This window comes from Streptomyces sp. NPDC029164 (genome assembly GCF_055563995.1).
In genome coordinates, this window is record NZ_JBVHWW010000001.1 from 469,819 (window position 1) to 489,224 (window position 19,406).

Sequence of the window (19,406 nt, forward strand, 5' to 3'; positions counted from 1 at the left end):
TCAGCATGAGTGACCAGCCCGCATGGGGGTCCCCCCGGACGAAGTCCGGGGGAGGTTTCTGGGCCCAGGCGGCCGCCGACCCCGAACGCACCGTCCTCGTCACCCCCGAGGGCGAGGAGTGGAGCGGCGGCCGGCTGCACGCCGACGTCAACCGCCTCGTCCACGGCCTGCGCGCCGCCGGCCTGCAACAGGGCGACGTCTTCGCCGTCGTCCTCCCCAACGGCGTCGAGTTCCTCACCGCCTACCTCGCCGCCTCCCAGGCCGGCTTCTACCTCGTCCCCGTCAACCACCACCTCGTCGGCCCCGAGATCGCCTGGATCGTCTCCGACTCCGGGGCCAAGGTGCTCATCGCGCACGAGCGCTTCGCCGACGCCGCCACCGCGGCGGCCGACGAGGCAGCCCTCCCCGCGAGCCACCGCTACGCCGTCGGAGCGGTCCCGGGCTTCCGCCCGTACGGGGACCTCCTCGCCGGGCAACCCGGGACGGTCCCCGGGGAGCGCACCCTCGGCTGGGTCATGAACTACACCTCCGGCACCACCGGACGCCCGCGCGGGATCCGCCGCCCGCTGCCCGGCAAGCTCCCCGAGGAGACGCACCTCGGCGGCTTCCTCGGCATCTTCGGCATCCGCCCCTTCGACGGGAACGTCCACCTGGTCTGCTCGCCGCTGTACCACACGGCCGTCCTCCAGTTCGCGGGCGCCGCCCTGCACATCGGACACCCGCTGGTCCTGATGGACAAGTGGGCCCCGCAGGAGATGCTGCGCCTGATCGACCGGCACTCCTGCACGCACACCCACATGGTCCCCACCCAGTTCCACCGGCTCCTCGCGCTCCCGCAGGAGACGAAGGACGCGTACGACGTCTCCTCGATGCGGCACGCCATCCACGGCGCCGCGCCCTGCCCCGACCACGTCAAACGGGCGATGATCGACTGGTGGGGCGGCTGCGTGGAGGAGTACTACGCGGCCAGCGAGGGCGGCGGTGCCTTCGCGACCGCCGAGGACTGGCTGAAGAAGCCGGGAACCGTCGGCAAGGCCTGGCCGATCAGCGAACTCGCCATCTTCGACGACGACGGCAACCGGCTGCCCGCCGGGGAACTGGGCACCGTCTACATCAAGATGAACACCGGCGGCTTCAGCTACCACAAGGACGAGGGCAAGACGAGGAAGAACCGCATCGGCGACTTCTTCACCGTCGGCGACCTCGGCCTGATGGACGAGGAGGGGTACCTCTTCCTCCGCGACCGCAAGATCGACATGATCATCTCCGGCGGGGTCAACATCTACCCGGCCGAGATCGAGTCGGCCCTGCTCACCCACCCGGCCGTCGCGGACGCCGCCGCCTTCGGCATCCCGCACGCCGACTGGGGCGAGGAGGTCAAAGCGGTCATCGAACCGGCCGAGGGTTTCGCCGCGGGCGACGCGCTCGCCGCGGAGATCCTGCACCACTGCGAACGGCAGCTCGCCGGCTACAAGCGCCCCAAGACGGTCGACTTCATCGAGACGATGCCGCGCGACCCGAACGGAAAGCTCTACAAGCGGCGGCTGCGCGACCCGTACTGGGAGGGCCACGACCGCGCCATGTGAGCCCGCGTCACCAACGGGTGACCCCCCTCGTACGGCTCCCTCCTCGTCCCGCAGCGCGATGTCCACCCGGTCCGAGCGGACGGCCGGCCGGCCCGGTCCGGCCGTCCCGGCAGGCCCGGCCGTCCCACAGGACCACGCCCGGCGGGAGGCGCGGAAGGCGCGCCCGCCACGCCCGGCGCATGCGTGAGAAGGGCCACGTCAGGGCGGTGAAGGCGGCGCTCGGGCCGCATCGGAGGGACAGTTCTGGCAAGTTGGCTGATATGAGTACGGCTACCCGCAGATCCGCCCTGACCGACTGGACCCTCGTCGTCCCCCTGGTGGCACTCGTCGCGCTCGTCCTCAGCTGGGGACGCGACCTGCCCGCGCTCGGGGTGGTGCTGGTCGCGCTCTGCCTCGCGGGCGCGGTGCTGGCGGCCGTGCACCACGCCGAGGTCGTCGCCCACCGGGTCGGGGAACCCTTCGGCTCCCTCGTGCTCGCGGTCGCGGTCACGGTCATCGAAGTCGCCCTCATCGTCACCCTGATGGCCGATGGCGGGGACAAGACCGCCTCGCTCGCCCGGGACACGGTCTTCGCCGCCGTCATGATCACCTGCAACGGCATCGTCGGCCTGTCCCTGTTCGTCAGGGCCCTGCGCAACCGGGTCGCGGTCTTCAACCCCGAAGGCTCCGGCGCGGCCCTCGCCACCGTCGCGACCCTCGCCGCCCTCAGCCTGGTGCTGCCGACCTTCACCACGAGCAAGCCCGGCCCGGAGTTCTCCTCCGCCCAGCTGACCTTCGCCGCCGTCGCCTCGCTCGCCCTGTACGGCCTGTTCGTCGCCGTCCAGACCGTCCGCCACCGGGACTACTTCCTGCCCGTGGAGGCCGAGCGGCCGGCCGACCGGCCCGACGGCCACGGTGACGACGAGGACCACGCCGCCCCGCCCACCGCCCGCGCCGCCCTCATCAGCACCGGCCTGCTGCTCGTCGCGCTCGTCGCCGTGGTCGGCGATGCCAAGGCCGTCTCCCCGACCATCGAGAAGGGCGTCGCCGACGCCGGCCTGCCCAACGCCGTGGTCGGCGTGATCATCGCCCTGCTCGTCCTGCTGCCCGAGACCCTCGCCGCCGTCCGCGCCGCCCGCCGCGGCCGGGTCCAGACCAGCCTCAACCTGGCCTACGGCTCCGCCATCGCCAGCATCGGCCTGACCATCCCCGCCATCGCCCTGGCCTCGATCTGGCTCTCCGGCCCGCTCCTGCTGGGCCTCGGCCCGGTCCACATGGTGCTGCTCGCCCTGACCGTCGTGGTCAGCGCCCTCACCATCGCCCCAGGCCGCGCCACGCTGCTCCAGGGCGGCGTGCACATCGTGCTGCTCGCCGCGTACCTCTTCCTGGCCGTCAGCCCCTGAGGGCCGACGGCCGGGAGGAGGACCCGGGAGTCAGCGCCGCTCGCGGGCCCAGACCACCTTCAGCTGCGGCGAGGTGAGGATGTCCCGCTCGCAGAAGCGCGCCGTGACCCAGCGTTCCCGGGAGAACAGCCGGGTCTGGTCCGCGGAGTGCGGCGAGCCCGGGTTCGAGGACTGGCCGTACGTCAGCAGGGTGCGCGCCACCGGGCAGGGGCCGCGGTCCCAGCCGACCGCCTGGATGTGGCTGGAGCCGTGCGCGACCTCCGCATAGCCGCCGGCCGCCGCGTTCCACGGAGCCTCGATCTTGTTCCAGACGCCGAGCGCCTCCGTACCGCCGCCCACCGGCAGCTTCTGCCCGCCCCGCACCACGAACTGGTGCTCGCCCAGCGGGGCGTCCAGCGCGATCCCGGCCGCCCTCAGCTCGGCCACCGCGTCCGCGAGCGCCCGCCCGAGGCCGGGCGCCGCCTGGTTGAGCGTACGGGGAGTGCGTACGGGATCGGCCGCCGAGAACGGCACCAGCCACAGGTCCTTCGCCGCGGTCGAAGCCGTCAGCCGGCGCCAGAACCGGTCGAAGAGCAGCGCGCCGCGGCTGGCGCTGTCGGCCGTACGGTCCCAGCCCGCCAGGACCGGGCAGGCGGCCGAGACGTCCACCGCGCTGCCGTCGCTGCCCGTCGCCGTACCGCCGGGCAGCGCGGCGCAGGCCTCCGCCGCGTCCGCCGCCGCCAGGTCACCGGCCGGGACCCGGTTGGCGAACTGCTGCTTCTCCAGGTCGGTCACGGTCAGCCGGCCCCTCGCGGCCATCGCCGCCACGTCCTCGACCGCGCCGCGCGTGCGCAGGGAACGCGGGGTGGCGACGTTGCCCCAGACCCGCTCGTAGCCGGTCAGCGGACGGTCGGCATGGGCCAGCCAGGCACTGTCGTTGGAGTTCTCGGCGTACGGGGCGTCGCGCAGCGTCGGCGCCTTCCCCGGGCCGAAGACGCCCGGCTGCACCGCGTCCGGATCCGAGCCGAGCGCGCAGTCCGTGCGCGAGGCGTCCAGCACCGCCAGTCCCGAGGCCGGGTACGTCGCCCGGCCCAGCGGGGTGGAGCAGCGGGCCGCGAGCTCGTCGGTGATGCGGGGGAGCACCTGGGACTGGGTGAAGAGGGTGCCGCCCGCGGAGTCGGCGGCCACCGTGTTGACCCAGGGCAGGCCCTGGGTGCGGGCCAGGGCCTCCTGGATCCCGGCGACCGAGCGGGCCCGGCCCATCGCCAGGGCGCTGTCGGAGCCGCGCAGGTTCGCCGCGTTGGGGTCGTTCAGCGCGTACGCCGTACCGGCCGTCCAGGGCAGCGGCAGGCCCGCGCCGAGGTTCGAGACCACCGGTCCGAAGCGCGTCCACCACTGGGTACGGGTCACCGGATCACCGCCGGACACCGGGACGGTGACGGTCCGCCGGGTCATCCTCTCCGGCTTGCCGTCGACCAGGTAGGCGGTCGGGTCGGCCGGGTCCAGCGTGAGCTGGTGCAGGCTGACGGGGGTGCCGGTGGCCACCGTGTGGCTCCAGGCCACCTTCTCGTTGAAGCCGATGTTGACCACGGCGGTGCCGAGGAGGGAGCCGCCCGAGACGTTCAGCTTGCCGGGGATGGTCTGCTGCGACTGCCAGAAGCGGCGCCCGCCCTGCCACGGGTAGTGCGGGTTGCCGAGGAGGAGACCGCTGCCGTTCGCCGTGGTGGAGCCGGCGAAGGCGACCGCGTTGGAACCCATGTCGTACCGGCTGGTGTCGAAGAACTCCCGCGCGGCCTCGGCCGCCGTCGCCGGATCGGGCGCGGAGGCCGGGTCGAGGGCCGTCGCCGGTGAGCCCGGCTCAGCGGCGGTGGGCGGCTGCGCGGCGGGCGGCTGCGCGGCCGTGATGCCGTCGATGCCGCGCCCCTGGCCGCCGAGGACGGAGACCGCGAAGCCGCGCGCGGCCACGTCGGTGGTGGAGACGGGGCGGACCCAGCCGGCGCCCTTGCAGGCGGGGTCGTCGATCCTGTTCTGGGCGAGCCAGGCGTTGTACCCGGCGGCCCAGCCGCGCATCAGCTCCTTGAGGTCCTTGGTGGGACCGGCCGGGGCGGGGGTCGCCAGCAGCTTCTCCACCGTGCCGGACTCGCGGACGCCCTTGAAGTACAGGTCGCTGGAGAGGTTCCGGGTGGCGGAGGAGAGGGATCCGTCGGGTGCGGCGTCGGGCCCGAACCAGCGTGACCGCTCACCGGCGACGGTCACGAACCCGTCGGCGAGGACACAGACCTGGTCGGCCGCCTGAGCCCAGCCGGTGCCGAAACCGAGCTGGGCGTAGTCGCGGGCGAGGATGTGCGGGATGCCGTTCTCGGTGTACCGGATGACGGCGGACAGGCCGCCGCCGGCCGGTATCCGGTCCCCGGTCGCCGCGGAGGCCTGCGGCATCGCGGCCGTCGCGGCGAGCAGGGCGGCGCCGGTGAGGGCGACACGGCGGAGTATCGGACGGGTGCTGTGGTGCAAGGTGCCTCCCAAGTGGCCTGCGGGTGGGGGTGGTTGCCCGTGGGACAGGCGGTGCGTCCGTGCCCCCACACTCATGCAGGCGGTCCGACGATCTGTCAACATCCCGTTTGGTATCCCGGTCATTGACCTGGGGAGTCCGGGAGACGAGGATCGCGCCATGACGGCAGCGCGAGCAGGGCGAGCAGTGCGGGACAACACGGTCGACGGGCTGGTGCGCGACAGCGCGCGAAGGGTCCCCGACCGCCTCGCCGTCCGATACCGGGACCGCGGCTGGACGTACGCGGAACTCGACGCGGCCGTCACCACGGGCGCAGCCGTCCTGCGGGAGCGGTACGGCCTGGCCGCGGGCGACCGCGTCGCCACCTTCGCCCACAACTGCGACGCCTACCTCATCGCCTTCCTGGCCTGCGCCCGGGCCGGACTCACCCATGTCCCGGTGAACCAGAACCTCACCGGCGAGGACCTCGCGTACATCCTGGACAACTCCGGGAGCGCCCTGGCCCTCGCCGATCCGGACCTGGCGGGACGGGTCCCCGACGGGTATCCCGTACGGGCGCTGCGCGACGCCCCCGGCTCGTTCCTCGCCGAACTGGCCGAGCCGTCGGCCTTTGTCCCTGACGCGGACGCGGACGCGGACCCGGGCCGGGTGGCGCAGCTGCTCTACACCTCGGGGACCACCGCCCTGCCTAAGGGCGCGATGATGACCCACCGGGCCCTCGCCCACGAGTACGAGAGCGCGATCGAGGCGCTGGACCTGGCCGAGGAGGACCGGCCGGTGCACTCGCTGCCGCTGTACCACTCGGCGCAGATGCACGTCTTCCTGCTGCCGTACCTCGCGGTGGGCGCGCGCAACACCATCCTGGACGCGCCGGTCGCGGAGCAGGTCTTCGACCTGGTGGAGGCGGGGGAGGCGGACAGCCTCTTCGCCCCGCCCACCGTGTGGATCGGCCTGGCCAACCACCCGGAGTTCGCGGCCCGCGAACTGGGCGCGCTGCGCAAGGCGTACTACGGGGCCTCGATCATGCCGGTTCCGGTCCTGGAACGGCTCCGGGCGCGGCTGCCCGGGCTCGGCTTCTACAACTGCTTCGGGCAGAGCGAGATCGGGCCGCTGGCCACCGTGCTCGGACCGGACGAGCACGAGGGGCGGATGGACTCCTGCGGGCGGCCGGTACGCCACGTCGAGGCGAAGGTCGTCGACGAGGACGGCAAGGACGTGCCGGACGGCACGGCGGGCGAGGTGGTCTACCGCTCGCCGCAGCTGTGCCTCGGGTACTGGAACGACCCGGTGGCCACGGAGAAGGCCTTCCGGGACGGCTGGTTCCGCTCGGGCGACCTCGCGGTGCGTGACGCGCAGGGCTACTTCACGGTCGTGGACCGGGTGAAGGACGTCATCAACTCGGGCGGGGTGCTGGTCGCCTCGCGCCAGGTGGAGGACGTGCTCTACACGCACCCCGGGGTGGCCGAGGCGGCCGTGGTCGGGCTGCCGGACGAGCGGTGGATCGAGGCGGTCACGGCAGTGGTGGTCCCGCGCGGGGCGGTGACGGAGGCGGAGCTGATGGCGTACGCGCGGGAGAAGCTCGCCCACTTCAAGGCCCCGAAGCGGATCCTCTTCGTGGATGCCCTCCCGCGCAACGCCAGCGGCAAGATCCTCAAGCGCGAACTCCGCGACCGCTTCGGATCCTCATCGGCCGGCCACGGCTTGCGTTGACGGCCCGGCGGCCGGCCTCAGGTGGGCTTGCGCCACACGGAGATGTGCTTCGCGGAGTCCTGGGTGAACGGGGCCCCGTCCCAGTCCGCGACGCGACGTTCCCACTGGAGCCCGGCGATCCGTGCCATCAGGTCGAGCTCCGCCGGCCAGGCGTAGCGGTGCCGGGACTCGTCGCGGCGGTAGCGGCCGTCGTCGCCGTCGCGGGTGAGGTGGTGCGAGACGAGGATCTGCTCGACGAGGTCGAAGGTGTCGAAGCCGAGGTGCTGCTCGGAGACGTCGAACGGCACCGCGACCTGGCCGGGCGGCAGGAGCCGCAGCGGCGGCACGCCCAGCTCGATGACGAATCGGCCGCCGGGCTCCAGATGACGTGCGGCGTTGCGGAAGCACTCGACCTGCTCGTCCTGCGTGAGCAGGTTCGTGATGGTGTTGTAGACGAGATAGACCAGGGTGAACTCGCCGGGCACGACGGTGGTGGCCATGTCCCCGATGACCACCGGGAGTGTGTTCTCGTCGATCTTGCGCCGCAGCACCGCCGCCATGTGCTCGGACAGTTCGATGCCCACCACCGGCACGCCGCGCTCCCGGAGCGGGACGCCCACTCGCCCGGTCCCGATGGCGAACTCCAGTGCCCGGCCGTCTCCGGCGAGCTCGGCGAGGAAGGCGAGAGTCGGTCCGAGAACGGCGGCCGAGGACGTCTCGGCCTCCTCGGCGTCGTAGCGGTCGGCGGTCGCACGGGTCCACAGCTCACTGCTCGTCACGGACGGCCACTCTGCCGGGTAGCGAGGCGTGGTGTCGACGCATTTACCGCCCTCCGGATCAGGCCGGGCGCCGGCCGGCGCGGCCGGCGCGGGGTCCGGTCACTGCGGGTGTGAGGTGTGCGGGGGGAAGGCTTCGGGTGGGAGGAGTCCGCTCTGGCGCAGGCGGCGGAGGGTGAGGTGTTCGTGTACGAGGCGGCCGACGAGGGCGCCGCCGTACACGACGAAGCCGACGCCGACCAGCCAGGACTGGACGACGAGCAGGGTGCCGAAGGGGCCGTACGTCACCGCGTTGGACGCGATGAGCGGGGAGAACACCAGCTGCGAGAAGACCCGCAGCCCCAGCAGCCCGAGGCTGGTCGCCACCGCTCCCGGCACCAGGGCGCGCCAGCGGACCCGGCCGCCGAGCAGCAGACGCTGTGAGCCGATGAAGAACAGGCAGGTGCCGAGAAGGTCGCCCACCGTGCCGAGGACGGTGCCGATGGCGTCGTTCGAGGGCGCGGGGATCTCCACGAGCAGGGCGAGGTAGCAGACCAGCAGGGCCAGCCAGACGACGTGCCGCCACATGGTGTGCCAGCGGGCGGTCGGCAGGTCCCAGACCTTCTCGTAGCCGGTCTGCACGGCCGAACCGAAGGTCAGGCCGAACACGGCGAGGGCGGCCAGACCGAAGGCGGTGGTCCGCTCCAGCGCCAGGTCCGCGGCGCCGAACAGCATCTCGACCCGGGCCCGCGAGGACGGCGCCACCCCGAGGGCCTGGCCGAGCCACCGGCCGAAGCCGGAACCGCTGCCCGGTGCGGCGGCCGCCACGACCACCAGCAGCGGCACCAGGGTGAGGAACCCGAGGGCCGCGAAGCCCATCGCCCGGTGCATCAGCTCCATCTCCCGGCCCCGGCTCCAGGCCAGCCCGATGTGGGAGCCCTGGAGCCGGTCGTGCAGCTGCCGGAAGAACGAGGTCACAGGTCATGCACTACCCGCGAGGGCGATCGCGCTCCCGGCCCCCGCCCCGAATTGGGCCCGAAGGGTGGTTTCAGCCGCCCGGACGCGTGTCCGCCGCCTCCCCCGCACCGCGGAGGTCCACCAGCCGCTTGATCTTCCCGACCGAACGCTCCAGGGTCTCCGGGTCGACCACCTCGACCCGGACGGAGACCCCGATCCCCTCCTTGACGGCCCGGATCACCTGGGCGGCCGCGGCCTCCCGCCCGTCCGCGTCCGTCTCCCGGCGCGCCTCCACCCGTACCGTCAGGGCGTCCATCCGGCTCTCCCGGGTCAGCCGTAGCTGGAAGTGCGGAGCCAGTCCGGCCGTCCGCAGGAGTATCTCCTCGATCTGTGTCGGGTACAGGTTCACCCCGCGCAGGATGATCATGTCGTCGCTTCGGCCCGTGATCTTCTCCATCCGGCGGAACGCGGGCCGGGCCGTGCCGGGCAGCAGCCGCGTCAGATCGCGCGTCCGGTAACGGATGACGGGCATGGCCTCCTTGGTGAGCGAGGTGAACACCAGCTCGCCCTGCTCGCCCTCCGGCAGGACCGCGCCCGTCAGCGGATCGACCACCTCCGGGTAGAAATGGTCCTCCCAGATGTGCAGGCCGTCCTTGTGCGACGCGAATTCCTGCGCGACGCCCGGGCCCATGACCTCGGACAGGCCGTATATGTCCACCGCGTCCATGCCCAGCCGCTCCTCGATCTCCCGGCGCATCTCCTCGGTCCACGGCTCCGCCCCGAAGATGCCGGTGCGGAGCGAGGTGGCGCGGGGATCGATGCCCTGGCGCTCCATCTCGTCGAGCAGGGTCAGCATGTAGGAAGGGGTCACCATGATGACCTCCGGCCGGAAGTCCTCGATGAGTCGGACCTGGCGGTCGGTCATCCCGCCCGAGGCGGGCACGACCGTACAGCCGAGGCGCTCCGCACCGTAGTGCGCGCCGAGGCCACCGGTGAAGAGCCCGTAGCCGTAGGCGATGTGGACGATCTGGCCGGGCCGGCCGCCCGCCGCGCGTATGGACCGGGCGACGACATCGGCCCAGGTGGAAAGATCCCCGTCGGTGTACCCCACGACCGTGGGCCGCCCGGTGGTGCCGCTGGAGGCGTGGATGCGCCGCACCTCGGACCGCGGCACGGCGAACATCCCGAAGGGGTACTGGTCGCGCAGATCGGCCTTGGCGGTGAAGGGGAACAGGGCGAGGTCGGCGAGCGAGCGGCAGTCGTCCGGATGGACGCCCGCCTTGTCGAAGGCCTGCCGGTAGAACGGCACCTTCCCGTAGGCGCGGTGCAGGGTCGCGCGCAGCCGCGTCAGCTGGAGGGCGGCCAGCTCGTCGCGACTCAGCCGCTCGCCTTCGTCGTGGAGATCCGCGTACACCGCCATGCCGTCACCTCATCCTGAGTCAACCGAACGATCATTCGGTAGATTGCCAGGACCCGGCACGCCAAATCAATGACTCGAACGAGTGATCGTCTGTTGTGATGGCCCCATGCCTACCTTCACCACCTACGACGGAACCGAACTCGCCTATCACCTGCGAGGCGAGGGCGAACCGCTGATCTGCCTCCCGGGCGGCGCCATGCGGGCCTCCGAGTACCTGGGCGACCTCGGCGGACTGGCCGCCGGCCGCCGTCTCATCCTGCTCGACCTGCGCGGTACGGGCGACTCCGCGATACCGGCGGACGAGTCGACCTACCGCGTCGACCACCAGGTCGCCGACGTCGAGGCGCTCCGGACGCACCTCGGCCTGGAGCGCGTGGACCTCCTCGCGCACTCGGCCGGCGGCAACCTCGCCCAGCTCTACGCGGCCGCGCACCCGCGGCGGCTGTGCCGCATCGTCCTGGTCACCCCGACCGCGTGGGCGGTGGACCTCCCGGTCACCCCGGAGCAGCGGCTGGAGGGAGCCCGGCTGCGCGCGGGGACCGAGCCGTACGACACGGCCATCGAGGCCTACGAGCGCATCCTCGCGGGTGACGGCCGCGGCGAGGCGGACTGGGACCGGGCCGCTCCGCTGTTCTACGGGCGCTGGGACGAGACGGCCCGGGCGCACTGCGCGGCGAACGGACGGCAGCAGAACGAGAAGGCCGCCGACGCCTACGCGGGCCCCGGCGCCTTCGACCCGCCCGCCACCCGGGAAGGCCTGCGGCAGGTCACGGGCGAGGTGCTGGTGCTGGCCGGGGAGCTGGACGGCAACCCCCGTCCGGCGCTGGCGGCCCGGCTCGCCGCGCTGTTCCCCGCGGGATCGCTCGACGTCCAGCCCGGGGCCGGGCACTTCCCGTGGCTGGACGACGCCGCCTGGTTCGCGGCCCGGGTGGAGCGTTTCCTCGCCTCCGGCACCTGACGGCGGGCGAGCACGCCGGGCCGCCGAACTGCCGGGCCGCGAGCACGCCGGGCCGCCGAACTGCCGGACCGCGAGCCGCCGGGCCGCGAGCCGCCAGGCCGCGAGCCGCGAGCCGCCGGGCCCGCCCGGGCCCCGGGGTCGGTCAGTCGGCGGTCCGGCGCAGGACCAGGGAGACGAAGCCCCAGGTGTCCCGGTAGACCCGCAGCCACTCGGAGCGCCGGAGCGCGGCCGTTTCGCGTGCCTGCGCGCTGTCCGGATGGGCGGGGTGGTCCAGGGCCCACGAGGCCAGCGACCCCCAGCAGGCCCATTCGTAGTCGTCCAGCTCGCGCCGCGTGCTGACGTGCCCGGTGACCGGGGTCCACCCGTCGGCCTCAATGCGCTCCACGGTGGTCGCCAAGTCGGTGAACTCCCCGAGCATTTCGACGGCCTCCGGGGAAGGGGTGCGGTCCCAGAACCCTTCACCGATCAGGACGCGGCCGCCCGGGGCCAGGTGCTTGCGGGCCGCCGCGAGGGTGGGGAGCAGACCGCCGAAGGCGTGCGTGGCCCCGACGCTCACCACGAGGTCGAACGGCTGCCGCGAGACGAAGTCCTCGGCTGCCCGCTGATGGAGGACGAGGCGCTCCCGGACGCCGAGGCGGTCCGCTTCCGAGCGGGCCTGCGCGAGGGCGTCCTCGGAGATGTCGACGCCCTCGGCGTGCAGCCGGGGGCGCGTGGCCAGGGCGCGCAGGAGCCATTCCGCCGTGCCGCATCCGAGGTCGAGCACGCGCTCGTCGCCGCGCGGGGCGCCGCGTTCGAGGAGCCGGCTCACGGAGTCGTCGTCGAGCGGGGACTTGATCGGGTGATCGGTGTGGGCGATGTGGGATATCTGTTCACGGTTCACCGGGACACGTTGTCAGCGCCGGGAGCCGCTCGCATCTTGTTTTGGGGAGCCGGACCGCCCGGGCGGTTTCTGGCGATCCGGCCCCTCCACCGTTGCCTACCCCTGGGGGGCCGTGTCGGCCTCCGTCGCAACCGTCTTCGCCCAGCGGTAGTCCGCCTTGCCGCTCGGGGAGCGTTGGATGGCGGGGGTGATGACCAGTTGGCGGGGAACCTTGTAGCCCGCGAGGCGGGTGCGGCAGTGGCTCTGGATCTCGTCCAGCGTGGGCGCCGGGGAACCGGAGCGGACCTGGACCACCGCGGCCACGTGGCTGCCCCACGTCGGGTCCGGGACGCCGGCGACCAGGGCGTCGTACACGTCGGGGTGCGACTTCAGCGCCTGTTCCACCTCCTCCGGATACACCTTCTCGCCGCCCGTGTTGATGCACTGCGAGCCGCGCCCGAGCACCGTGACGATGCCCTGCCCGTCGACCGTCGCCATGTCACCGAGCAGCACCCAGCGCTCGGCGCCCTTCTGGAAGAAGGTCTCGGCGGTCTTCGCCGGGTCGTTGTAGTAGCCGAGCGGTACGTGCCCGCGCTGGGCGAGCCGCCCCGGCTCGCCCACCGCGACAGGCTCGTGCGTCACCGGGTCCACCACCTGCGTACGGTCGTTGACCACCAGGCGGAAGCCCTTCTCCGGGCCGGAGTCGTCCGCCGCCCGGCCGTTGGAGCCGGACTCGGACGAGCCGAAGTTGTTCAGGAGCAGCACGTTCGGCACCAGCCGCTGGAACTCGGCGCGCACCGTCTCCGACATGATCGCCCCGGACGAGGACACGCTGAACAGGGAGGACAGGTCCGTGCCCTGGAGGGGGCCCTTCAGGGCGTCGATGAGCGGCCTGAGCATCGCGTCGCCGACCAGCGACACGCTCGACACCTTCTCCTTCTCGATCGTACGGAGCACCTCCTCCGGCGCGTACTTGCGGTGGATGACCACCCGCTGGCCGTAGTTGAAGGCGATGAACGAGGTCAGCGTCGACGTGCCGTGCATCAGCGGGGGAGCGGGGAAGAAGGTGAGCCCGGCCCCCTTCGACGCGACCCGTTCGGCCAGCTCCTCCGGCCGCTTCACGGGCTCGCCCGACGGCTCTCCGCCGAAGAGCCCGGCGAAGAAGAGGTCCTCCGCCCGCCACATGACGCCCTTGGGCATGCCGGTGGTGCCGCCCGTGTAGATGATGAACAGGTCGTCGGGGGAGCGGGGCGGGAACCCGCGCTCGGGCGAGCCGGCCGCCTCGGCGTCCGCGTACGCGACCGGGGAGATCGAGGGCTCCGGGGCGCCCTCGGGAACCTCGCCGACGCGGATCAGGTGCCGCAGCCGCGTCGTCTGCGGCAGCGCCGCCGTCACCCGCTCGGTGAACTCGCCCTCGAAGACGAGCGCGGCGAGATCGGCGTCGTTGTAGAGGTAGACCAGTTCCTCCGCCACGTACCGGTAGTTGACGTTCACCGGGACCAGCCGGGCCTTCAGACAGGCCAGTACGGTCTGGAGGTACTCGATCCCGTTGTAGAGGTGCAGCCCCAGGTGCTCGCCGGGCTTCAGCCCGCTGTCCAGCAGGTGGTGCGCGATCCGGTTCGCCGCCGCGTCCAGCTCCGCGTACGTGAGGCGGCGCTCCGCGCCGGTCCCGGGGTGGTCCACGTAGACGAGGGCCTCACGGTCCGGGACCACGTCCACGACCGACTCGAACAGGTCGGCAAGGTTGTACTCCACCGTTCCTCCTGACCCCGATGTTCCCGACGACTGGCCCCGTGGCTGGTCTGCTCGGCGGTCATTAGAGCGCCGGAGCCGGCAACTGGGAAGGGCACCGCCCAAGAAATCTGACTGAGTGTCAGAAAACTATTGAACTGCACCCGCCCCTACTGCAACCTGTTCTAGGTCTTGAGACGGGAGGACGGCAATGGGTGGGACAGAACACCTGACCGTGGAACGGCACGGCGCCACGCTGGTGCTCACCATGAACAGGCCCGAGGCGAAGAACGCGCTCTCGCTGCCGCTGCTGGTGGGACTGTACGACGGCTGGCTGGAGGCGGACGCGGACGACACCATCCGCTCGGTCGTCCTGACCGGCGCCGGCGGCGACTTCTGCGCAGGCATGGACCTCAAGGCGCTGGCCGGGAAGGGGATGGCGGGCGACCAGTACCGGGACCGCCTCAAGGCCGATCCCGACCTGCACTGGAAGGCGATGCTCCGTCACCACCGGCCGCGCAAGCCGGTGATCGCGGCGGTGGAGGGGTACTGCGTGGCCGGCGGGACCGAGATCCTGCAGGGTACGGACATCCGGGTGGCGGGCGAGGGGGCCACCTTCGGGCTCTTCGAGGTCAAGCGGGGGCTGTTCCCGATCGGCGGCTCCACGGTGCGGCTGCCGCGCCAGATCCCGCGTACGCACGCCCTGGAGATGCTGCTGACCGGGCGCCCGTACTCCGCGGAGGAGGCGGCGCGGATCGGGCTCGTGGGGCGGGTGGTGCCGGACGGCACGGCGCTGGCGGCCGCGCTGGAGACCGCGGAGCGGATCAACGCGTGCGGGCCGCTGGCGGTGGAGGCGGTGAAGGCGTCGGTCTACGAGACCGCCGAGCTGACGGAGACGGAGGGGCTGGCCTCGGAGTTGCTGCGGGGATGGCCGGTCTTCGAGACGGCGGATGCGAAGGAGGGGGCGCGGGCCTTTGCGGAGAAGCGGCCCGCGGTGTACCGGCGGGAGTAGCCGCCGCGCCGCCGTGCCGGGGGCGCTGCCCCCGATCCCCCGCGCCTCAAACGCCGGCGGGGCTCAAAGACCCGGGGCTCCGCCCCAGACCCCGCGCCTCAAACGCCGGCGAGGCTGGATTGGGCGGCGGGGCTGGGATGTGCCGGCGGGGCTGGATGGGGCCCCGACCACCGTCCGTACCGGAATCGATCGCATCGGAGAGCCACCATGACAGCCGCTTCCCCACCGGAGGTGCTCCGCGCGCCTCTCGTCGTCGAGTTTCCCTTCACCCGGTCCCTCGGGCCCGTTCAGAGTGCCTTCCTCACCGGGCTGCGCGAAGGCGTCGTCCTCGGGGTGAGGACCTCGGACGGGAAGGTGATGGTCCCGCCCGTCGAGTACGACCCCGTCACCGCCGAGGAGATCCGCGAGCTCGTCGAGGTCGCCGCCACCGGCACCGTCACCACCTGGGCCTGGAACGGCCTGCCCCGCCCCAACCAGCCCCTGGCCACCCCCTTCGCCTGGGTGCTGGTCAAGCTCGACGGCGCGGACACCGCCCTCCTGCACGCCCTCGACGCGCCCGGCCCCGAGGCCGTGCGCACCGGCATGCGGGTACGCGTCCGCTGGGCCGCCGAGCGCACCGGGGCCATCACCGACATCGCCTGCTTCGAACCGTACGAGGGCCCGGCCGGCGGCCGGGCCGCGCCCCACCACGGGGAGTTCGCCGACGCCGTCACCGGCATCGTCGCGCAGGCCCGCCTGGACTACGTCTACAGCCCCGGCCGCGCCCAGACCGCGTACATCACCGCCCTCTCCGAGCAGAAGACCGTCGGCGAGCGCTGCCCCTCCTGCCACAAGGTGTACGTCCCTCCGCGCGGCGCCTGCCCCACCTGCGGGGTGGCCACCACCGACCAGGTGGAGGTCGGCCCGGCGGGCACGGTCACCACGTACTGCATCGTCAACATCAAGGCCAGGAACCTCGACATCGAGGTCCCGTACGTCTACGCCCACATCGCCCTCGACGGCGCCGGCCTCGCCCTCCACGGCCGGATCGGCGGCATCCCGTACGACCAGGTGCGCATGGGCCTGCGGGTCGAGCCCGTGTGGACCGAGGGCGGCCGCTACCCCGACCACTACCGCCCCACCGGCGAGCCGGACGCGGACTACGACGCGTACAAGGAGCTCATCTGATGACCCGATACGCCCGTGAGGTCGCGGTGGTGGCCTTCGCGCAGAGCGACCACCTGCGCCGCAGCGACGAACTCAGCGAAGTCGAGATGGTCATGCCGGTCCTGCACCAGGTGCTGGCCGCGACCGGCCTGAAGGCCGGGGAGATCGGTTTCACCTGCTCCGGCTCCAGCGACTACCTGGCCGGCCGGGCCTTCTCCTTCACCATGACCCTCGACGGGGTCGGCGCCTGGCCGCCGATCTCCGAGTCGCACGTGGAGATGGACGGCGCCTGGGCCCTCTACGAGGCCTGGGTCAAGATCCAGACCGGCGAGGCCGACACCGCGCTCGTCTACTCGTACGGAAAGTCCTCGCCGGGGTCGGTGCGCGATGTACTGACCCGCCAGCTGGACCCGTACTACGTCGCTCCGCTCTGGCCCGACTCGGTGGCCCTCGCCGCCCTCCAGGCCCAGGCCCTCATCGACGCGGGCGAGACCGACGAGCCCGCCCTGGCCGCGATCGGAGCGCGCAGCCGGGCCGCCGCCGAGACCAACCCGCACGCCCAGCTGAGCGGTTCGGTGCCCCAGGGCGACTACCAGGTCCGGCCGCTGCGCACCGGGGACTGCCCGCCCATCGGCGACGGCGTGGCCGCCGTGATCCTCGCGGCCGGCGACCTCGCCCGGCAGCTGTGCGCACGCCCGGCCTGGATCACCGGCATCGACCACCGCATCGAGGCCCACAGCCTGGGCCTGCGCGACCTCACCGACTCCCCGTCCACCCGGATCGCCGCCGAACACGCGGGCGTCTTCGAGGCGCCCGTGGACACGGCGGAACTGCACGCCCCGTTCTCCTCCCAGGAGGTCGTGCTCCGCAAGGCGCTCGGGCTCGGGGACGGCGTGAGCGTCAATCCCTCCGGCGGCGCGCTCGCCGCCAACCCGGTCATGGCCGCCGGCCTGATCCGCATCGGCGAGGCGGCCGCCCGCATCCACCGCGGCGAGTCCGACCGGGCCGTCGCCCACGCCACCTCCGGCCCCTGCCTCCAGCAGAACCTGGTCGCCGTCCTGGAAGGGGACCGAGCATGAGCACCACGGGCAAGGAGCCGGTGGCCGTCGTCGGGATCGGCCAGACCAAGCACGTGGCCGCCCGCCACGACGTCTCCATCGCCGGACTGGTCCGCGAGGCCGCGGCGCGCGCCCTCGCCGACGCCGAGCTGACCTGGGCGGAGATCGACGCGGTCGTCATCGGCAAGGCCCCCGACTTCTTCGAGGGGGTGATGATGCCGGAGCTGTACCTGGCGGACGCCCTCGGCGCGGTCGGCAAGCCCATGCTGCGCGTGCACACGGCCGGTTCGGTCGGCGGCTCCACCGCCCTGGTCGCCTCCAACCTCGTCGCGGCGCGCGTCCACCGGACCGTGCTCACCCTCGCCTTCGAGAAGCAGTCCGAGTCGAACGCCATGTGGGGGCTCTCCCTCCCCGTCCCCTTCCAGCAGCCGCTGCTGGCGGGCGCGGGCGGGTTCTTCGCCCCGCACGTGCGCGCGTACATGCGGCGCACGGGCGCGCCCGACACGGTGGGCTCGCTCGTCGCCTACAAGGACCGGCGCAACGCGCTGAAGAACCCGTACGCGCACCTGCACGAGCACGACATCACCCTGGAGAAGGTCCAGGCCTCGCCGATGCTGTGGGACCCGATCCGGTACTCCGAGACCTGCCCCTCCTCGGACGGCGCCTGCGCGATGATCCTCACCGACCGGGCGGGCGCGGCCCGTTCGCCGAGGCCGGCCGCCTGGGTGCACGGCGGCGCGATGCGCAGCGAGCCCACCCTCTTCGCGGGCAAGGACTTCGTCTCGCCGCAGGCCGGCAAGGACTGCGCGGCCGACGTCTACCGGCAGGCCGGGATCACCGATCCGCGCCGGGAGGTCGACGCGGTGGAGATGTACGTGCCGTTCTCCTGGTACGAGCCGATGTGGCTGGAGAACCTCGGATTCGCGGAGGAGGGCGAGGGCTGGAAGCTCACCGAGGCGGGCGTGACGGAACTCGACGGGGACCTTCCGGTCAACCCGTCCGGCGGGGTCCTGTCCACCAACCCGATCGGCGCCTCCGGCATGATCCGCTTCGCGGAAGCGGCCCTCCAAGTCCGCGGCCAGGCCGGGGAACACCAGGTTCCGGGAGCCCGGCGGGCGATGGGCCACGCGTACGGCGGGGGCGCCCAGTTCTTCGCGATGTGGCTGGTGGGGGCCGAGGAACCCACGTCCTGACGGCGACCCGGCCGGCGCCGGAGCGGCGGGCCGGGGTACGGGACAGGCCACGGTGACCCACCGTGGCCTGTGCGCCACGCGCTGCGGTGGTTAACCTTGCCCCCGGACGACGTACCGGGAGGAGCACACGTGGCCGAGAGCATGATTTCGCAACCCCTCGCCGGCTGGGGCAAGCCGGACCTCGATCTCACCGAGGCGGACTGGCAGTCGAGCAGCCGGGGAGCGGGTGACGTCCAGATCGCCTTCGTGGAGGGCTTCATCGCGATGCGCAACAGCGAGCGGCCGGAGAGCCCTTCGCTGATCTTCACGCCGGACGAGTGGCACAAGTTCGTGCTGAACGCCCGGGGCGGGGAGTTCGACCTGACCTAGGCCGTCTCTTTCGGATCTGGCCTGACCCGCGCCGCCTGGCGCCGCACCTCGCCGCGTTGTCGGGGCGCCCAAGTACGTCCAGTACTCGGGCGCCCCTCCGCCTTGCGATGCACGGCGCCAGACGACGCGGGCTCAACCGGCCAGATCCGAAAGAGACGACCTGGGCCGATCTCGTACGCGCGGCACCACCGGGCGCGGAGCCGCCGCCCCGGTGGCCGCCCGCATCGCCGCGCCGGCGGCCCGGATCCCCTTGCCACCCGCGGAGCGCCCCGGCAGGATGGGCCCATGACGATCATCCGCCGAAAGGGCGATGCCGCGTAGACGGCCCGGCGCGCTGCGCGCCGAACGAGGAACGTACGAGGGCCGGCGGCCGCCCTCCTGGACGCGGCCCCTCCCGCCCGTGGACCGGCTGCCGCCCGATGCCGCTGCCGCCGCCCACTGGGGTCGGCCCGGCCGCGCCGCCGAGATCGCGGAGCTGCTGAGCGGGTACCGGAGCTTCCTGCGCCGCCCCGGCGGCACTCTGCTCCTGTGCCCCTCCCCGTGCCCGGCCTGCCCCGGCTGCGCACGCGACGACATCGCCGTCGTCCGCGACGAACTGGCCGAACTCCAGCGGGCCCTGCCGCCCGTCGCCCGGATCGCGCTGGGCCGCGTACTGCGGTACCTGGACGCGCGGTTCCTCCGTCGCACGCTTCCCGACCCCGACCCGCCCGCCGACCGGTGGGCCGACTGGCGGGGCCGCCCGCGCGCCTGGTGGCACCGGCGGCTCTACGAGGACACCTGAGCCGGCGGCCGGGACGCCCGGC

At 72.8% G+C, this 19,406-nt stretch carries 16 protein-coding genes; 10 read left to right on the forward strand and 6 right to left on the reverse strand.

Annotation, left to right across the window (positions count from 1 at the left end):
• Positions 1 to 5 precede the first annotated feature (5 nt).
• Both ACZ4VT_RS02105 and ACZ4VT_RS02110 read left to right on the forward strand, forming a co-directional pair.
• Entirely contained in the window at positions 6 to 1,586 is a 1,581-nt protein-coding gene (locus ACZ4VT_RS02105; protein ID WP_467945776.1) for an acyl-CoA synthetase, read from the forward strand.
• A gap of 260 nt (positions 1,587 to 1,846) precedes the next feature.
• Positions 1,847 to 2,968 carry a calcium:cation antiporter gene (locus ACZ4VT_RS02110; RefSeq protein WP_467945778.1) on the forward strand — a complete coding sequence of 374 codons (1,122 nt, stop codon included), beginning with the start codon at positions 1,847 to 1,849 and terminating at the stop codon, positions 2,966 to 2,968.
• Positions 2,969 to 2,998: 30 nt separating this feature from the next.
• Here ACZ4VT_RS02110 and ACZ4VT_RS02115 read toward each other — a convergent pair whose 3' ends face one another.
• The gene (locus ACZ4VT_RS02115; protein ID WP_467945780.1) at positions 2,999 to 5,458 is read right to left on the reverse strand and encodes a penicillin acylase family protein; all 2,460 of its coding nucleotides are present in this window, start codon (positions 5,456 to 5,458) and stop codon (positions 2,999 to 3,001) included.
• 157 nt (positions 5,459 to 5,615) lie between these two features.
• Between ACZ4VT_RS02115 and ACZ4VT_RS02120 the strand changes: the two genes are divergently transcribed.
• Positions 5,616 to 7,166: a fatty acyl-CoA synthetase gene (locus ACZ4VT_RS02120; protein ID WP_467945782.1), complete on the forward strand. Its 1,551-nt coding sequence runs from the start codon at positions 5,616 to 5,618 to the stop codon at positions 7,164 to 7,166.
• 17 nt (positions 7,167 to 7,183) lie between these two features.
• On the opposite strand, the gene ACZ4VT_RS02125 is transcribed toward ACZ4VT_RS02120, so the two are convergent.
• From ACZ4VT_RS02125 to paaK, 3 genes are all read right to left on the reverse strand, one after another.
• On the reverse strand, positions 7,184 to 7,924 hold the full coding sequence (locus ACZ4VT_RS02125; protein WP_467945783.1) for a class I SAM-dependent DNA methyltransferase: 741 nt from the start codon (positions 7,922 to 7,924) through the stop codon (positions 7,184 to 7,186).
• 99 nt (positions 7,925 to 8,023) lie between these two features.
• Positions 8,024 to 8,878, reverse strand: coding sequence for a YhjD/YihY/BrkB family envelope integrity protein (locus ACZ4VT_RS02130; protein WP_467945784.1), 855 nt, complete (start codon positions 8,876 to 8,878; stop codon positions 8,024 to 8,026).
• Positions 8,879 to 8,948: 70 nt separating this feature from the next.
• A complete protein-coding gene (gene paaK, locus ACZ4VT_RS02135) occupies positions 8,949 to 10,277 on the reverse strand; it encodes a phenylacetate--CoA ligase PaaK (RefSeq protein ID WP_467945786.1) in 1,329 nt (442 codons plus the stop codon).
• A 106-nt stretch (positions 10,278 to 10,383) separates the two neighbouring features.
• On the opposite strand from paaK, the gene ACZ4VT_RS02140 reads away from it, so the two are divergent.
• Positions 10,384 to 11,235 (forward strand): alpha/beta fold hydrolase, encoded by an 852-nt coding sequence (locus ACZ4VT_RS02140; RefSeq protein ID WP_467945788.1) that lies wholly within the window; start codon positions 10,384 to 10,386, stop codon positions 11,233 to 11,235.
• Positions 11,236 to 11,377: 142 nt separating this feature from the next.
• Here ACZ4VT_RS02140 and ACZ4VT_RS02145 read toward each other — a convergent pair whose 3' ends face one another.
• A complete protein-coding gene (locus ACZ4VT_RS02145) occupies positions 11,378 to 12,115 on the reverse strand; it encodes an SAM-dependent methyltransferase (protein ID WP_467945790.1) in 738 nt (245 codons plus the stop codon).
• A 96-nt stretch (positions 12,116 to 12,211) separates the two neighbouring features.
• Complete coding sequence (locus tag ACZ4VT_RS02150; RefSeq protein WP_467945791.1) at positions 12,212 to 13,849, reverse strand: acyl-CoA synthetase; 1,638 nt, start codon at positions 13,847 to 13,849, stop codon at positions 12,212 to 12,214.
• 187 nt (positions 13,850 to 14,036) lie between these two features.
• Here ACZ4VT_RS02150 and ACZ4VT_RS02155 point away from each other — a divergent pair, with 187 nt between their 5' ends.
• From ACZ4VT_RS02155 to ACZ4VT_RS02180, 6 genes are all read left to right on the forward strand, one after another.
• Complete coding sequence (locus tag ACZ4VT_RS02155) at positions 14,037 to 14,837, forward strand: crotonase/enoyl-CoA hydratase family protein (RefSeq protein ID WP_467945793.1); 801 nt, start codon at positions 14,037 to 14,039, stop codon at positions 14,835 to 14,837.
• Between the two features lie 207 nt (positions 14,838 to 15,044).
• Positions 15,045 to 16,004, forward strand: a complete 960-nt coding sequence (locus ACZ4VT_RS02160) for a Zn-ribbon domain-containing OB-fold protein (protein WP_467945795.1) — start codon at positions 15,045 to 15,047, stop codon at positions 16,002 to 16,004.
• On the forward strand, positions 16,004 to 17,062 hold the full coding sequence (locus tag ACZ4VT_RS02165; RefSeq protein WP_467945797.1) for a thiolase domain-containing protein: 1,059 nt from the start codon (positions 16,004 to 16,006) through the stop codon (positions 17,060 to 17,062). Before ACZ4VT_RS02160 ends, ACZ4VT_RS02165 begins: the two co-directional genes overlap by 1 nt.
• On the forward strand, positions 17,059 to 18,234 hold the full coding sequence (locus ACZ4VT_RS02170; RefSeq protein ID WP_467945799.1) for a thiolase domain-containing protein: 1,176 nt from the start codon (positions 17,059 to 17,061) through the stop codon (positions 18,232 to 18,234). Before ACZ4VT_RS02165 ends, ACZ4VT_RS02170 begins: the two co-directional genes overlap by 4 nt.
• Before the next feature lie 129 nt (positions 18,235 to 18,363).
• Positions 18,364 to 18,603 carry a DUF397 domain-containing protein gene (locus ACZ4VT_RS02175; protein WP_030714395.1) on the forward strand — a complete coding sequence of 80 codons (240 nt, stop codon included), beginning with the start codon at positions 18,364 to 18,366 and terminating at the stop codon, positions 18,601 to 18,603.
• A gap of 310 nt (positions 18,604 to 18,913) precedes the next feature.
• Entirely contained in the window at positions 18,914 to 19,384 is a 471-nt protein-coding gene (locus ACZ4VT_RS02180) for a hypothetical protein (RefSeq protein WP_467945801.1), read from the forward strand.
• Positions 19,385 to 19,406: the final 22 nt, after the last annotated feature.

Coding starts and splice junctions, on each gene's coding strand:
- ACZ4VT_RS02105 (WP_467945776.1), top strand. CDS start 6: ATGAGTGACCAGCCCGCATGGGGGTCCCCCCGGACGAAGTCCGGGGGA.
- ACZ4VT_RS02110 (WP_467945778.1), top strand. CDS start 1,847: ATGAGTACGGCTACCCGCAGATCCGCCCTGACCGACTGGACCCTCGTC.
- ACZ4VT_RS02120 (WP_467945782.1), top strand. CDS start 5,616: ATGACGGCAGCGCGAGCAGGGCGAGCAGTGCGGGACAACACGGTCGAC.
- paaK (WP_467945786.1), bottom strand. CDS start 10,277: ATGGCGGTGTACGCGGATCTCCACGACGAAGGCGAGCGGCTGAGTCGC.
- ACZ4VT_RS02140 (WP_467945788.1), top strand. CDS start 10,384: ATGCCTACCTTCACCACCTACGACGGAACCGAACTCGCCTATCACCTG.
- ACZ4VT_RS02155 (WP_467945793.1), top strand. CDS start 14,037: ATGGGTGGGACAGAACACCTGACCGTGGAACGGCACGGCGCCACGCTG.
- ACZ4VT_RS02160 (WP_467945795.1), top strand. CDS start 15,045: ATGACAGCCGCTTCCCCACCGGAGGTGCTCCGCGCGCCTCTCGTCGTC.
- ACZ4VT_RS02165 (WP_467945797.1), top strand. CDS start 16,004: ATGACCCGATACGCCCGTGAGGTCGCGGTGGTGGCCTTCGCGCAGAGC.
- ACZ4VT_RS02170 (WP_467945799.1), top strand. CDS start 17,059: ATGAGCACCACGGGCAAGGAGCCGGTGGCCGTCGTCGGGATCGGCCAG.
- ACZ4VT_RS02180 (WP_467945801.1), top strand. CDS start 18,914: ATGCCGCGTAGACGGCCCGGCGCGCTGCGCGCCGAACGAGGAACGTAC.